Source organism: Ktedonobacter racemifer DSM 44963, from assembly GCF_000178855.1.
Taxonomy (GTDB): domain Bacteria; phylum Chloroflexota; class Ktedonobacteria; order Ktedonobacterales; family Ktedonobacteraceae; genus Ktedonobacter; species Ktedonobacter racemifer.
Genome location: NZ_ADVG01000004.1, coordinates 2467924 through 2483353, shown reverse-complemented (window position 1 = coordinate 2483353; position 15430 = coordinate 2467924). Strand labels below are relative to the sequence as shown.

General features: G+C 54.0%; 11 protein-coding genes and 2 pseudogenes. 7 read left to right on the top strand and 6 right to left on the bottom strand.

Annotation, left to right across the window (positions count from 1 at the left end; genetic code table 11):
- Positions 1 to 40: 40 nt before the first annotated feature.
- A pseudogene (locus tag KRAC_RS68230) lies at positions 41 to 1581 on the bottom strand (nuclease/transposase family protein).
- A gap of 407 nt (positions 1582 to 1988) precedes the next feature.
- Entirely contained in the window at positions 1989 to 3662 is a 1674-nt protein-coding gene (locus KRAC_RS52705; RefSeq protein ID WP_007921278.1) for a transposase, read from the bottom strand.
- 342 nt (positions 3663 to 4004) lie between these two features.
- Here KRAC_RS52705 and KRAC_RS52700 point away from each other — a divergent pair, with 342 nt between their 5' ends.
- Positions 4005 to 5132 carry a transposase gene (locus KRAC_RS52700; protein ID WP_007921277.1) on the top strand — a complete coding sequence of 376 codons (1128 nt, stop codon included), beginning with the start codon at positions 4005 to 4007 and terminating at the stop codon, positions 5130 to 5132.
- 10 nt (positions 5133 to 5142) lie between these two features.
- Here the strand turns inward: KRAC_RS52700 and KRAC_RS52695 are convergent, their stop codons facing one another.
- The 3 genes from KRAC_RS52695 to KRAC_RS52680 form a co-directional block, all read right to left on the bottom strand.
- The gene (locus tag KRAC_RS52695) at positions 5143 to 5556 is read right to left on the bottom strand and encodes an HIT family protein (protein WP_007921276.1); all 414 of its coding nucleotides are present in this window, start codon (positions 5554 to 5556) and stop codon (positions 5143 to 5145) included.
- A gap of 241 nt (positions 5557 to 5797) precedes the next feature.
- The gene (locus tag KRAC_RS52685) at positions 5798 to 6136 is read right to left on the bottom strand and encodes a YciI family protein (protein ID WP_007921274.1); all 339 of its coding nucleotides are present in this window, start codon (positions 6134 to 6136) and stop codon (positions 5798 to 5800) included.
- Positions 6124 to 6675, bottom strand: a complete 552-nt coding sequence (locus tag KRAC_RS52680) for a TetR/AcrR family transcriptional regulator (RefSeq protein ID WP_007921273.1) — start codon at positions 6673 to 6675, stop codon at positions 6124 to 6126. Before KRAC_RS52680 ends, KRAC_RS52685 begins: the two co-directional genes overlap by 13 nt.
- A 799-nt stretch (positions 6676 to 7474) precedes the next feature.
- Between KRAC_RS52680 and KRAC_RS52675 the strand changes: the two genes are divergently transcribed.
- From KRAC_RS52675 to KRAC_RS52660, 4 genes are all read left to right on the top strand, one after another.
- Positions 7475 to 7972, top strand: coding sequence for an IS110 family transposase (locus KRAC_RS52675; RefSeq protein ID WP_040447573.1), 498 nt, complete (start codon positions 7475 to 7477; stop codon positions 7970 to 7972).
- Between the two features lie 559 nt (positions 7973 to 8531).
- A complete protein-coding gene (gene ltrA / locus KRAC_RS52670) occupies positions 8532 to 10343 on the top strand; it encodes a group II intron reverse transcriptase/maturase (RefSeq protein ID WP_007917087.1) in 1812 nt (603 codons plus the stop codon).
- On the top strand, positions 10336 to 11139 hold the full coding sequence (locus tag KRAC_RS52665; RefSeq protein WP_040447572.1) for an IS110 family transposase: 804 nt from the start codon (positions 10336 to 10338) through the stop codon (positions 11137 to 11139). The genes ltrA and KRAC_RS52665 overlap by 8 nt, the downstream gene beginning before the upstream one ends.
- Positions 11140 to 11522: 383 nt before the next feature.
- Positions 11523 to 11783, top strand: coding sequence for a 4Fe-4S dicluster domain-containing protein (locus tag KRAC_RS52660; protein WP_007917900.1), 261 nt, complete (start codon positions 11523 to 11525; stop codon positions 11781 to 11783).
- Positions 11784 to 12193: 410 nt separating this feature from the next.
- Here the strand turns inward: KRAC_RS52660 and KRAC_RS52655 are convergent, their stop codons facing one another.
- The gene (locus KRAC_RS52655; protein WP_007921272.1) at positions 12194 to 13165 is read right to left on the bottom strand and encodes an aldo/keto reductase; all 972 of its coding nucleotides are present in this window, start codon (positions 13163 to 13165) and stop codon (positions 12194 to 12196) included.
- Between the two features lie 218 nt (positions 13166 to 13383).
- Here KRAC_RS52655 and KRAC_RS52650 point away from each other — a divergent pair.
- A pseudogene (locus KRAC_RS52650) lies at positions 13384 to 13852 on the top strand (DDE-type integrase/transposase/recombinase); the annotation flags it as partial.
- Between the two features lie 243 nt (positions 13853 to 14095).
- Positions 14096 to 15385, top strand: a complete 1290-nt coding sequence (locus KRAC_RS52645) for an MGDG synthase family glycosyltransferase (RefSeq protein WP_040447571.1) — start codon at positions 14096 to 14098, stop codon at positions 15383 to 15385.
- The last annotated feature ends 45 nt before the right edge of the window (positions 15386 to 15430 follow it).

Here is a 15430-nt window from a genome sequence, read left to right as displayed (position 1 = left end):
GTGGAAGTGACAGGCATGAATGCGCGGGGGTTCCTGTTGCTCACCCACCGTTTCCTTGCTCACCTGACGGAGAACAAGGCTCTTGGTGGGGATAAGCAGGACTTTCGAGCCGACGCGCTCCGGCACGGACAGCTTTCCCAGAAGCCACCACGCCCATGCTTCGGGGCAGCACTTGCCCCTCATTCGCACGTTGTTGCAGCCCCTCCATCACGGCTCGCAGGCGCGGCTCCGCACCTTCCCAGACGTGCTGGGTGACAGAGGGGATGGTGTGTTCCGGTTCCAGGTGGGCCAGCAAAAAGGCCGAGTACAAATCGCGTTGCACCCGCCCTAAGCCGCAAGGGCAGTGGTGCCAGCGTTGTGATCTTGGTTTCTTCACATACCGCCCACAGTGATGACAATACTGACTCAGTTTGGTCTTGAAAGCAGAGACTTCGCTCAGGGTGCCGCCAGTTTTTGCAACTACGCGGGCCAAATGCGCTAGAAACAGCCCTGGGGCGCGAAGTCCGATACTCTTGCCATACTGCTTCTGCCATCCTTTAAACGAGGTTTTTTCGATGGTGATGGTATTCCCCACCTGGGCAATGCGATGCGCGAGGTTGCCATGGAGACTTTTGCGGTGCGCGGCGAGTCTGCGCTCCAGGTTGGCATGCTGTCTCCAGGTTGCTTGATACCTCTTGCTCTCTTTCCAGGGCAAGCGTGCTTTGCCCTGTTTCTTGATGCATCCCATCTCGTCGTAGTTTCCTGGATTGTTTGCACGGCGCTGTCGTTCCATCCTGCGTTGCAAGCGTCGCTTTTGTTGAGCATCAGGAACCAGCCCCTCACAGAACGCCACAAGATCGGCGTCGCCATCGCGCGGGACAATCGCCAGTGTGGAGGGGCCAATATCCAAACCAATCGTATCGGTTCTTCCCTCCATGTGCTTGGGCTTGACGAACGCATGACCCTCTCGCGACCAGTTGCACGACATAGCGGTTGCCGTCATGGTCAGCGCCCTGTGCTCGTGGAGAGGAGGCTTTGCGGCGGACCAGGCGCACATACTTGATGGGGTGGTGCAGACCATGCTGGACAACAGGATCACGCCAGTCGATGATCGCCGGGATCACTTCTGTATTCCAGAGGAGAAAGCCTCCATCGCCCACACCTGGGTCAAGGAGAAAGCGCAGGCCAACATCGTTGCGCTTGCCCTCGACGCTATCGATGCCGCGCCCTTGACTGCGAAAGCGGACTCGTTTGGCTTTGCCCACACAGACGCTACTCTACCGCGTGATACGCCCGGCTTGCCAGTGTTTGGGCCATAGTACTGTCAATGTGATCAGCGATCCAGGAGGCACGAGCACGTTTCGCGTACTCATGCAGGGCGTACTCCGAAAAGTGATGCTTTGTACACACATGAGAAAACGCCTGAGTTCGTTCTTGCCTGTGAGTACGAGGAATGGCACAGGCTTTGCTCCAGGCAGGATCGTTACGCATCCGCCTGAGTCGCTTGTTGGCTTCTCCAAGCAGCGCGTTATACAGCTGCCGAGCAGCCTCCAAGTGAGCGCGCAAGCGCTGCTCCTGGCTCCAGTCCACGTGCAGGGGCACTTCGAGGAGAAACGTTGGGGTCGCGGGCTCGCTTCATGGGGTGCTCAGCCTCTCTCTGTCTTTTTGCATGGGGTGCACATGCAAAAGCTCACGTCCCCTGCCATCTGCGCAAAACGATCGCGTCCCGACCCGATCAGCACCGTTTTCGCCGCATCGTCCAGTGTCGCGTTCCCACAGGGGGAAGACGAGGTTCTCTCGTCCGACTCACCCCCGCATCAGTCCCGTTGCTGGGAATGTCGGCCACCGACGAGAGCGCGGTGCCGATCACGGCGAGTTAGAACAAGTGTACTACAACCAGCGGCTCCTGTCAAGTTTGGAGAAACCATCCTCGATTGCTCCCCCACCTCCCCCTTTTCACGGGTAGGTATTTCATTGAAGACCCTTGGTGAGCCACCTCATCAGGTAGATCAGGGAGGATTTGCTTGCCGAGACGGTTCGGGATGCGCCGGATCAAGAAAGCTCTGGGCCTGGCGGGCGACACGCTCCTGGGTGCGAACCTGACGTTGGTACCGTGTGCGCGCACACTCCTCATGCCACAGCTGGCGTTGGGCGCGGATCTGCTCCTGTTCCTCGTGACGCTGCCGCCGCGCCTCACGTTTCCTCTCGTGCTCGTGCTCCTGTTCTTGCGTGCGCGACACTTTTTCCCGTGTGCGTTGCGCTCGGTGTGCTTCGTGTTCTCGCACGCGCTGGGCTTTCTCCTCTCGATGCCGTGTGCGCTGTTCCTCCTGTTCTCGTGTGCGTTGCGCTCTGGCGTTTTTGTGCTGAGCGCGGCATTCGGCCTCGTGCGCCTGCGCCTGCACTTTCTCCTGCCGTTTCTGCTCGCTTTGTTTGCTTTTGCGTTGCCGTTGACGCTCTTCTTTGTGCTTGCGCTTTTTCACCCAACTGGAGGGGGGCTTGCCCACCGCATACACCTGCCTCGGCCAGGACTCTCCTACTCCCGTGCCCATAGGCAGATTCTCCCCGCGCATGACTGCTGCACTGATAGCCTGTTGCCCCCGCACAAAACAACTCAGTTCTCGCCCGCGGGGACGATGGAACTGCTTGCGCGGACGACCCACTTTCCCCTTGCTTCCCGCCTTTGGCCGACGCTTCTCTGCTTGTTGCCTGACCTCTTGCTCCCCTCCGACCAGCACGACCCAATGCATCGCCACCGCCATCGCCAACCATCGCCGACTGGCCCGCCCCGGATCGGTCATTTTCGTCTGTTCCCACCGCCATCCCCCGCGTTTCTCATCCTTGAATTCGTCTTCGATCCAAAATCGCATCTGGTACCACGCCCCCTCCGCTTCCTCTCCCGAGAGATCCGTCACCACCGCCAACTCCTCATCATATCCCCTCTCCCATCGCACCAGCACCGTTCCCTCTCTCGGCGTCCCCTGTTCACTCCACACCCCTCGCCCACTCCATCTGCGCCCGTGGCGGACGACGCGCTCCCCAATCGGGCGAAACGTCTCCTCGCCCACCGCCCGCAGGCTCATTCCCTCTTTGACCCGCAGCATCGGATGCCACCCTAGGCGCTGGATGGCCCGGTACAGCCAGGGCGCGTACAATCCGCGATCTGCCATCACGAGCACTTTCCAGTCCACAGGGATCGCTCCTTGCAAGGATTGCAACAGCGCTTCGAGAGGCTCTTGCCAGCTTCCTGCCTCCTTCGCCCGCAGAAAGTGCCAGGCCACCGGGATCGCACACCCACGATACACCACACTGATCGAGAGCACCGTGAACCGTTCTCCCAGTGTCGTTGCATCCAGCGCCAGCGCCAATTCGTGCTTCCCTTGCCAATTCTGGATGACCCACCGCAGCAAATCGGCAAAGCACTCTTCCACTTTCACCTCCCGTCGCCTGGCTCCCCGTTTGGCCGACGCTTCGTACTCCGCTTCCCGCAAGCGCTGACGCAGCCGCCCACGCGGACACTGCAACACATTGGCTAACCAATTGCTGACCTGCGTGATCCCACTGCTCTTGGTGAACACCATCGCGTAGCTCCACAACCCCATCACCCGCGCCTGGGGCAGGCTCAAGCTCGGCAAGTGTTTCTGCACCTCCCCTTGCCACTGTGGTATCGTAGAAAGAGAAGACATCGCTTTCCCCTTGTAAGTCAAAGTTCGAAACGGTTTCTTCTTTTTCTATCGGCAGGCTCTAGCGATCCGTCTGCTTTATTCCTCTTTTTCTTGCTTCTCCCACCTCTCCCCAGGCTCTCTCAACACATACCTACCCGTGAGAGCCACCTCCCCCCCAAACAAGCTCTCTCCCTGACACTTTTTCAATGGAAGATAACGAGTAAATAAGAGCAAAAGGGGTGAGACGCACGCATCACCGAGTACCTGGCAGCTTGAGAGAGGACTTTTGTGTCTGGGAGGAGGTCGGCGAACAGAAGAGATCGTCCTACAAGCAGAAATGTGAGCTGAAAGAGGACAATCTCCATGAGGAATCCATTATGGACTGTGTGGCAGGACCAGGTCAAGGAATTTTTTACGCACTTGCATGGGCATCAAAGCAAAACGCTTGCGCTGTTTGTGGTCGGAGTGATCAAAGCCCGGAGTCTGGTGATCCCAGTCGTGGCCGAAGAGTTGTTAGCCGAGAGTGAAGCGAAGGCGAGTAGCATCGAGCGTCGTCTGGAGCGCTTTTTAAGCAATGAGCGTATTGAGACGGAGAAGACCTGGGACGCGCTGCTTGCCCAAGTGCTGCCCTTTTTTCGGCGAGGCCCGTTGCGCCTAGTCATCGATCTCACCTCCTATGAAGAGCATGCGCAAGTGATTTACATCGGTCTGCTGCACCATTCTCGCGTTTTACCGCTGGTATGGAAAGTCATGCCAGGCTGGCAAAGGTGGGATCAAGGCTTGTGGGAGTGCATTGAAGAGCTGTTCAAGCGACTGGCTCCTCACATCGGCGAGGCGGAATGCACTGTGCTTGGCGATAGCGCATTTGGCTGCTCTCCGATGGTCGCTCTTTGTCAGAAATACGGCTGGCATTACCTCTTCAGAATTTGTGCCCATCATACCTGCCAGCCCTACGCGCCTGCTGGTCATCTCTTGCCTTCTCGTCGGGTCTGCGATGTGGTCGCCACGCAAGGCTCGCGGTTTTATGGACGCGTTCGGTTATGGCAGGAGGAACAGCTTGAGACCAACCTGAGTGCCTATTGGGACCCGCATGAGGAAGAAGCTCTGCTGGTCATTTCTGACCGTCCCGCAGGTGGAGCCCGCTTGCGAGAGTATCGCTTGTGGTGGCGAGTGGAATCCACCTTCCAGGATTTGAAGAGTCGTGGGTGGCAGTGGGAAAGCTGTCATGTGCGCCGGTTGGATCGCATCGATCGGATGCTGCTCGTGCTCTTTCTCGCCGTCTGGTGGCTGGTTCATGGGGCTGCCTCCTGTATGCATCATGGCAAACGCGATCGCTATGATCGCCATGACCGCCGCGACAAGAGCATTTTCCGCATTGGCAGGCTGTATCTGTTAGATCTTGCGGGCAACTCCTCTCGTCTCTGCGAACGTAAGAAATGTTTATTATTTCGAGGTTCGTCGGTCAAATGGCGTTTTTCTCTTCGCTTTTGATGCGCCGAGACTATTGCTCTCTGTACAGGGATGCGGTGATCTTCTGCAAGGTCTCCTGCTTGTCTGCCTTGCTGATGTGGTGGGCGGTCTGCTGTGAGCGAAAATCGACAGCGCGCCAGCGAGGGTAGATATGCAGATGAAAGTGGAAGACCTCTTGACCAGCAGCTGACTCATTAGCTTGCGTCAGGTAAATCCCTTCGCACTCCAGTCCCAGTTTGACAGCACGAGCGATCTCTCTTGCTGCTCTCATGATGTGGGCACCAGTTACGTCATCCAAGGAATAAATAGTGGGAATATGTTGCTTGGGCACGACCAGCGGGTGATTTTCTTTGGAAAGAAAGACGATAATGTGCTCATCTTCTGTCACCACATAGGCTGGGGCTTGATGGTGAATAATCTGGCAAAAAACGCAGTTCTCACTCATGCGGTAGGGCTCCTCTCCTTCATTTTGCTGTTCATTATATCAGAGTCTAGATACGCCTCTCCCTCCACTTCTTCCCTCTTTGAAGATGTTCTACATGAGCTAAAAAGTGTCAGGGAGAGAGCCCCAAACAAGGAACGGCTTTTCATCCCCCGGATGGAATCGCGGGGGCTTTCAAGCCCAACTTTTTGTAAACTTGACGAACTTCTGTGATCTGAGTTCTGACAGAACCGTGTTGGGTTTGTCATGGCAAGACCTCCTTCTCGCCCGATGAGCACTCTCCTGATGGAGCACTTTGCGCTTGATACTGATTGAAGTAGGCATGCCAGGGATGCAGGTGCGGTTCAAAAACCCGCTCCAGCACCGCGGGATCGTGTACGACGATCTCCCGCGCCTGCGCTTCGCTCGCGACATCGAGAATGCCCAGACCGCCCTGATTGTCCACAAAAGCACCGCCCATAAGCAGCTTCCTGGCCATAAAAAACTGTTTCATATACCTGCCATGTTCACGATAAAAGGGTTGCTCAGACACCGTCTTCCCAGGTTGCCAGGCCGGGCCATGAGTATAGATCACGACAAACATTGCTGACTCTCCTTTGCAAACCACTGTTGGACAAGCTGATATAAAGCGCCCAGATCCTCGCCCTCAATGGGGGGAATGATATGCTGGCTGCCCACGTAGAGACTGTAGAGGACTCTGGCAAGAGACTGTGCGTACAGACGATCGGCCCTGGTGGCAAAGACTACCGCTTCCAAATACGCCAGCCGCTGCTGATCGATGCGCTGTTGGTGAACGCGCACCTGTTCATCTTGTAAGGCCCAGGCGCGCAGAGTCACATCGAGCCGAGGAGGATGTAAGCTCGCTCGTATCACCCGTGCCAGCTTTTCTGGTGGTGAATCCTCCTGTTCTGCCCATTGGATAATGCGAAGTGTTCCCTCTTCTTCCCAAAACTCCAGCAACCGTTGCTTAAAGTCCTGGAAATTGGCGAAGTGGTGGTAAAAGGACCCTTTGGTCACCCCGAGTCGGCTGGTTAAGGACTCGATCGTGAGAGCTTCGGCACCCGCCTCTTCAAGCAGGGCGAGCCCTTCCTCGAGCCATCTGCGTCTGCTGAGTTGCGCCATGAACGGTTCCTCCCTTTGCTCAACACATTTCTCTTCCTCACGTCATACCATATGGTATGGTATGTTTGCAAGGAGTGAACGCTCTTTCCCTCCCTGCTTCGTTGGTCTCCATGGATTCTCCGTCGCTTGCTTACAGCTTTCTTCCCTGGATCAGCTTGTTGCACCACCCATGGGGGATGGAGGATCACCGATAATGTCTTATTGAGTGGTGGAAAATTGGCGAGTTGACAGAACAAGTTATCAGTGCTTCTTCATAAGTCCCACGGGATGCGCAACGAGATGTAGCTCAGCAGTGATTTGGCTTGAGAGCGTTCTTCGCTGCTCTCTCGTTTCATAGGGCAGAGGTTATTCTGATCCTTTGCCAGCAAAAAGCCGGGGCATGAAACGGTCCTGTGAAGACATCTCAATCAAAAACGCATCTCGTGGCGCACCCCGTGGGCAGATCCGAAGAATGAGCAAATGGCGCGAAGCATGAGCAGTAACCATTGACCGCCTGGGAAAACCGCTCATATAATAATTTGGGAGCAGTGGGAGAGCCTGAGTAACCGCTAGAGGCCTGTGAACAGCAGTGACCTCCTTCTAGAGACAGCTCCCCGCCCGCCAGAGCTTCAAGGGTCTATGAGGCTTGTTGCACCAGCCCATGGCGACGCGAAAGGCCGTTGCCAGAGCCAGAGTGCCGATCCAAGATGAGCTGACGCTCGCTCTGGTTGGTCGGGGTTCCCGTTGACTGCCCCCGGTGAAAGGTGGCACCGGAGAGAAGGCCAAGGAAGAGGGAGAATCAAAGAAATTCAGGTGTGCTATGGAGACGACTCCATCTGCTTCCGAAGCTTCGGGAGCCGACGTCAAATACGTCTGTGGGATTGACATCGGAAGCCAATCCTGTTCGGGCTGCATCACGCGCCCTGACAAAAGTGTGGTGGTCAAGTCAATCACCTTTGCCAATGCCAGGGAGGGCTGGAAGGTATGGGAGGAGAAACTGAGCCAGTTGGATGCTGCTCCGAACCAGATCGTGATTGGGATGGAGGCGACCTCTCGCTATCATGAAAACCTCTACCACGAACTGGAGCAGCAAGGCTACCAGATGCGCTTGCTGCATCCAGGACAAACGCATCACTTTCACCAGCAACAGGGGTTACGCGCCAAGACCGATCGGCTGGACGCCATGACCATAGCCCGCGCCTTGCTCAGTGGCGAAGCGCGCGTGGGCTATATTCCTGGGGAGCAGGTTGCCACATACCGCGAATTGGTGCGTTTGCATACGTGCGACCCGTTTCCTCGAAACTATGCTCTCGCATAGAGGATGAGGAGAAAGGCCACAAACCTTTACAACTTGATATTCGATGTTGGGTGAGACCGATACCTGTCAATTCCCAACCCTTTGTGAACGAGGAAAAGCCTCTTCCCCAGGGTAGCGACTGACCATCAATCCCTGAAGCGGGAAGAGCGCAGGAAGAACCTGAACTCACCAGAGGAGACCTGCATGCAAGTAGCTATGGAGAACGCGAGCGAAGGTACGGTAATCCACCGTTAGCGCACACAAGCCTACGTGAGCTATTGGCTTGACCAAAATGGTACCGGATAGGGGCCTGGCAATGTATGCATGACCAGGGTTCACCCCTGAGAAACCCGGTGGAGAGTGCCCTTCCTAACGCTACAGAAAACGAATATCAGGAACGGGATAACCATCATTGTGGTTCTTCACGGAAGGTCGATACGTGGAGCAGGTGTCAACCGCAAGCTCAATGATGGGAGGATTGTCTGAGAAGCTAATGCCTGGGTGAAGAAGTAAACCCAGGATACGCCGACGCAGACACGATAGTCTGGATGATAGAGACTTAAGTAGGAGTACACACGCTATGAACACTTTCATGTATAGATGGGAGCACTTGCCCTGGGAAACCATCGAACGGCAAGTGTACAAGCTCCAAAAGCGTATCTATCAAGCCTCGCTTCGTGGCGAGACGAAGGCGGTTCACTCACTCCAAAGACTCTTACTCAAATCCTGGTCAGCGAAATGTCTCGCAGTACGGAGAGTTACCCAGGACAACCGAGGGAAGAACACCGCCGGGATCGATGGGATCAAACGCCTCAGACCGAGCGAGCGGATGGCCCTTGTCCTGCGATTGGACCTAGACCTCAAAGCCCAGCCTGTGCGACGTGTCTGGATACCGAAACCAGGCACCACCGAAAAGCGCGGGTTGGGCATTCCTGTCCTGCAAGACCGCAGCCTTCAAGCTCTTATCAAGCTTGCTTTAGAGCCAGAATGGGAGGCCAAATTCGAGCCGAACAGTTATGGCTTTCGACCAGGACGTTCAGGCCATGATGCGATTGAAGAAATATACAGCGTCATCAGCAAGAAGCCGCGGTACGTGCTCGATGCGGATATCGCGAAATGTTTCGACCGAATTGATCAGCAAGCGCTGCTTACCAAACTCGCCACCATCCCGGCAATAGAGCGTGTCATCAAGGCATGGCTTAAAGCAGGGATTATGGATGGGGAAACCCTATTCCCGTCCGAAGAAGGAACTCCCCAAGGAGGAGTCGCTTCGCCATTACTCGCCAATATTGCGCTGCATGGCTTAGAAACAGCCATACGCTCGCACTTTCCCAAGTCAAAAAGACTGAACGGGAAAGTCATCGACAACTGGAAGCCCTTTGTCGTACGTTACGCTGATGACTTTGTGGTGCTGCATCAAGAATTGGCGGTTATTGAGCAGGTGAAGCAGATCGTGAATGAATGGTTAGCAAACATGGGCCTGGAACTGAAACCGAGCAAAACGCGCATTACTCACACACTGGAAAGGTATGAAGGGAATGTAGGCTTCGACTTCCTGGGCTTTCACATCCAACAATATCGTGTCGGGAAGACACACACGGGAAAGATGGGAAGCCCAAACTCGTTTCCACTCGGCTTCAAAACACATATCACGCCAAGCAAAGAAGCAATATCCCGACATCTCAAGGCAATGGGACAAGCGATTAAACAACGCAAAGCCCAGGACCAGAGAAGTGTGATTGGACAACTCAATCCAATGATTCGAGGCTGGTGCAATTACTATGCCAGATGCATGGCCAGTGAGACGTTTTCTAAAGCTGATCATCTGACCTGGATAAAGCTCATGAGTTGGGCGAAACGTCGCCATACTAACAAATCCGTGGATTGGGTTACCAACAAATATTGGCATACTCATGAGCGGATTGGAAAGAAAGACGTTAAATGGGATTTTGCCACACTCGATGGGACACGATTGTTGAAACACCAACAATTCCATATCCATCGGCATGTCAAAATCCGCGAAGACAAAAATCCTTTCGATGGCGATTGGGTCTATTGGGGGGCACGCATGGGCAAACACCCTGACCTGACCGACAGAGAAGCACAACTTCTCAAAAGGCAACAAGGGAAATGCCCGTGGTGCAAACTGCACTTTAAAGATGGAGACCTGTTGGAACTCGACCACATCATTCCCCGCTCACTCGGAGGGAAAGATGCCTATGTCAACTGGCAAGTCCTCCATCGACATTGCCACGATCGAAAAACGGCAGAGGATGGCTCCTCAACTGTTAGAGGTACTCATGACAAGAGCCAAGCTATTGAGGAGCCGGATGACGCGAAAGTGTCACGTCCGACTTTGAAGACGAGCAAGGGAGGTAACAAACTTGCTTAGTTTAACCCAACTGAGCGAGGAAGCCGCCCGCTACGAGAATCAGATCCAGGCATTAGTGGTGGTACTGTTTCCCGAGTTCACTCAGGTGTTTGCTGATCCGTGCGGACAGACCGCCCTGGCCGTACTCAAAGCCTATCCCCATGCCCAGGCTGTGGCTGAGGCAGGCGAAGCTGCAGTGCACCAGGTGTTGCGAACCGTTCCCGCACCGCATTTCGGGCGTTCTACGGCACAGAAATTAGTGATCCTGGCGAAAGAGTCGGTGAGCAGTGGCCGCGCCTTGTGTGGCCGTGCGAGTAGCTTGCGCATCCTCTGCGATCAGTTGGAGCATACGCAGGCTAATCTGGTGCGGCTGGAGCAGGAACTGGAGGAGCTTATTACCACCGATCCAGGCACCAAAGGGCTCCAACAGATGCCAGAATTAAGGCCGAAGACGATCGCGGTGTTACGGGCAGAACTGGGAGAGGTGGATCGTTTTGCCTGCACCGATCAAGCCATCGCCTACGCGGGCATGGATATCAAGATCCGCGAGAGCGGCCAATGGAAAGGCCACCCCAAGCTCTCGAAACAAGGCAGTGGCTTGCTGCGCCAGATGCTGTACTTGGCCGCTCTGCGCAGTATTTCCTTGCAAGGCTCTGCCTTTGATGCCTATTACCAGCATCTGGTCGCGCGTGGACTCAAGAAGATGTCCGCGCTCATGGCAGTCATGCGCAAAATGGTGGCTGTGGCAACGCACCTGATGCAAACGGAGGAGGACTACGATCCCGGCAAAGTCTGGGTGGGGGCTACGGGCCCGTAGCCCCCACCCACTTGGGATTATGCTCAGGTTGGCCGCTCTCTCTAGGGCAGCTAAGAAGGGGCTTGGTGCCTTTCTAAGCTCAGCTTCCCCCACAAGGAACTATTGACAAATCTTATGGCTTCTCTAGAGGCAACCTCCAGTGCTCGACAATTGTAAATTCGGGGCTCATTGCATCTCTGCCCTAAAATGAGGTAGGGGAATTGCTTCTTGTCCCTTCCTTGTGATGGATTCGCCCATGATGTCGTGAACGTTGCCAGCTCGTTCCGTTGGAACGTTCGCTTGTCCCTAGTGCCAACACCACCAACAACTAAACACGTAGCCGTCATGTACCAGGGATCAATAGTCTCTCTCACATGGCGAGCCAAAAGGAGGATATCGTAGCTATGACCTATGTAATTACCCAGCCATGCGTGGGTGTGAAAGATGCTTCCTGTGTCGATGTCTGCCCGGTAGACTGCATCCATCCCACTCAGAGCGAGGCGGGATTCGAGTCCAGCGAGCAACTCTATATCAATCCTGACGAGTGCATTGACTGTGGCGCATGCGAACCTGTCTGCCCGGTGACGGCTATTTTCGAGGAATCTGCCGTTCCCGAGGAATGGAACCAGTATATTAAGATCAACGCGGATTTTTTCAAAGGCTAATGCTGCTTTTGTTAAATCCACCAGTAACAAAAACAAGCAGGCTTATCGCATGATCCGGTTCTAGAAGCCAATCCGTTTTGCTACTGCACTTAACGAACGGAGCATTTGAATAGTGCTCTTTCCATTTTTCCTGTTTGTTTCCAAGAAAGAAGGATGCTCAAAACCAAAATGACTATGGGGACGTGTATGTATCTGCCTGTCACGCAGAAGACCGCGGGTTCGAATCCCCCGTCGGTTCCGCCAATTCTCAAAAAAGCACATCATTGAACGATGTGCTTTTTTTGTTGCTTTCAAATCATGAATAAGATAGTTGCGCAGACGAATAACCTATCAGTAGATAGACAAAGATCCCGACCAGATATGCTAACCTGGCCGGGATCTTTGTCTAATTTTAACTGGGAAGCAAGTAGTTACCAGGCATATGCCTCGGGTGCCTGTCCACCTGGACCAGGGAAGATCTCGTCGAGCTGTTTCAAGGTCTCTTCGCTCAAGTGAATGTCCAGTACACGCATTGTGCCATCCAGTTGCTCAATGGTGCGCGGTCCGATAATGGGAGCCGTTACCACTGGATTGCTGTGCAACCAGGCCAGGGCTACATGAGCTGGCTCGGCATCGAGTTTAGCGCAGAGCTCTTCATAAGCCTCTAGTTTCGAGCGATTCTTCTCGATGTGCTTCTGCACATTAGCATCGCCGCGTCGGCCTTCAGAAGTTTTTTGTAGTGCTCCACCCAGGAGTCCACCGGCCAACGGGCTCCATGGGATGATACCCAGGCCATACTCTTTACAAACCGGGATCACTTCTAGCTCAATCATACGCGCGTTCAGGTTGTAGAGACTCTGCTCTGAAACCAGACCCAGGAAATGACGATTTTTGGCGATCTCATTGGCCTGAGTGATATTCCAACCAGCAAAGTTACTGCTGCCAACGTAGGTGACTTTACCTTCGCGCACCAGTTGCTCCATGGCCTGCCAGATCTCTTCCCAGGGTGTTTGACGGTCGATATGGTGCATCTGGTAGAGATCGATGTGATCAGTTTTTAAACGGCGCAGACTGGCTTCACAGGCCTGGCGAATATGGCGCGCCGACAACCTGGAATCATTGGGCCACTCACCCATGTCTCCATATACTTTGGTTGCCAGAACGACCTTCTCGCGGCGGCCACCACCCTGAGCAAACCAGCGACCCAGAATTTGCTCGGTCACGCCCTCGCCTCTTTTGCCACCATAGACATTGGCGGTATCAAAGAAATTTATGCCATGCTCAAGAGCACGATCCATAATCGCAAAGCTATCAACCTCGCTGGTCTGAGGGCCAAAATTCATTGTGCCCAGGCAGAAGCGGCTAACTTTCAGTCCTGTGCGGCCAAGATAGGTATATTCCATTGAAAATCTCATTCCTTAAAAATATTATAGTGGAACGTGATGAAGATAATTCGGTCCGGCTCCACTTGCCGGCTCCACTTGCTATAAAAACAAATTGATGGTTGGCCAACATTCCCAAAAAGACAACGTTTTCTATAAATTTGAGATATTTCCAAAAATGTCGCTGGATGCTAAAAGCCCCCATACGGGTGTCCGCATGCGCGGCCGCACCCTTTTTATATGTTGGGACCTGTGGGATCTGGATGTATGTGTATTGCGCTGTAGCTTCTCAAGGGAATCGCCTGGTATTCCTGCTCAGCCTGGCACGGGATGCCCAAGCAGCCAAAGACGTCTTCTCAAGAACTCTCGCTGCGCCTCATGTGACCACGCCTCAAGTCACCATTGTGGATAAAAATGCTTCGTATCCTAAGGCTCTTCATGAATTAAAAGCGGCAAGAGTGCTTGCAGTGGTCTGTGAACTGCGACAAAGCAAGTATCTCAACAACCTGATCGAACAGGATCATCACGCGCATCAAACGATTGGCCAAGCCTGGGATGGGCTTCTTTTCGTTTGAGACTGCCTGGCGAACCCTACAAGGATATGAGGTGATGCACATGACGAGAAAAGGACAAGTGAAAGACGTGGACAAAGGAGATATCCTTCGCCAGGTGGATCTTGTTTCCAGAGTATTCGGCGTTGCCGCCTAAACTGAACAAGAAAGAGGAATCGCTATCCGTTGCTTCCTTTCCTGATTTTTTGCAACACAGCCTTTTTTGCTGCTCTATTCACACACGCACAGAAAGCCAAGCGGCTTCGTGGCGTGTGTGACAAAGAGGAGCATTTGCACGTGAATAGAGTGGAGAATAAGGCTCGAAAGCAAGATGCCCTTTTCTGAAGAGGGAATATCGCCCTCTGTCGTTGCAGATTTTTGGGAAGGAGGAGCACTGCTGGTGTCTACTCTGCAACGAACCATCCTGTTCTTGCTTGCTGATACTGGAGCAGGACATCGCAGCGCGGCCAATGCCATTGGTTCTGCGATCACACTCCTTTCACAGGAGGAGCATGCTCGCTGGAGCGAGAGCATGAGACGAGAAATGCAACCATCAGTTGATGGTTATGAGTATGGTTGCCTCATAGATACTTTCTCTCCTCCAAACTATCGCATTGAGATCGTCGATGTGTTTGAGCAGTGCAGCCGATTTCCTCTTCGTGAAATCGTCAAACTGTACGCACCGATGATTCGCCTAAGCCCACAATTGCATGGGAAATTCTTTCAGCAGATGAACCATGAAGCCATGGTCAAAGCTGCCACCGCTCTGGGAAGCCCTTTCATTCAAAGCGGCTTGCATCATCTGATGTCAAATATAGAGCCAGATATCATCGTTTCGGTCCATCCCGTGCTCAATTATATTACGCTGCAAGTATTGCGCAAACTGGGCGTGCCGATTCCATTTGTGACGGTGGTAACTGATCTTATCAGCGTTCACACCGCCTGGTTCGCTCCGGGCGCAAGCGGCTACGTCGTTCCCACCGAGCAAGCCAAAGCTTTTTCAACCCAGAAGGGCATCGACGCCTCCCTCGTCCACGTAATTGGTCTGCCCATTCATCCCCAGTTTACCTGTACAACAAAACAGGAGAACGATATATCTGAACGCCTTGGCCTCATACCTCATCTTCCAGTTGTCTTACTGGTCGGAGGTGGCGAGGGGGCGGGAGGATTATATACAGCAGTACGTGCCATCTCGCAAGCACGTTTGCCCGTACAACTGCTTGTAGTAGCTGGACGCAACGAGGAGTTGCATACCCGCCTTCAGCGCATCCGTTCCCGACTCCAGGTGCCGATGCACCTTTTTGGCTTTGTAGAGAATATGCCCGATCTGATGCGGATTTCCGATGTCATCGTGACTAAAGCTGGGCCAGGAACGATCTGCGAGGCGCTCGCCTGCGGTTTACCCATTATCTTGTGTGGACACATCCCAGGCCCAGAGTCAGGCAATATTGCCTTCGTTGAACACAACGCTGTTGGAATCCTGGCACAGCGTCCTCGGGAGATTGTCGATGAGCTTCGCCGGTTACTCCAGCCCGGTTCACTACTACTGCCCCACCGCCGGGAAAATGCACTGCGACTCAGCCGACCTCATGCGGCTTTTGCTATTGGACAGTATATCCTGAGCCATTTGCCCCCACCCGATCAGCCAAGTCTCTGGCAACGCAGGAGGGTATCAGAAAGTAAGGCATGAGAAATCAGTATCCGATGGGTATTGTCAACTCGGGAACGTAGCTGG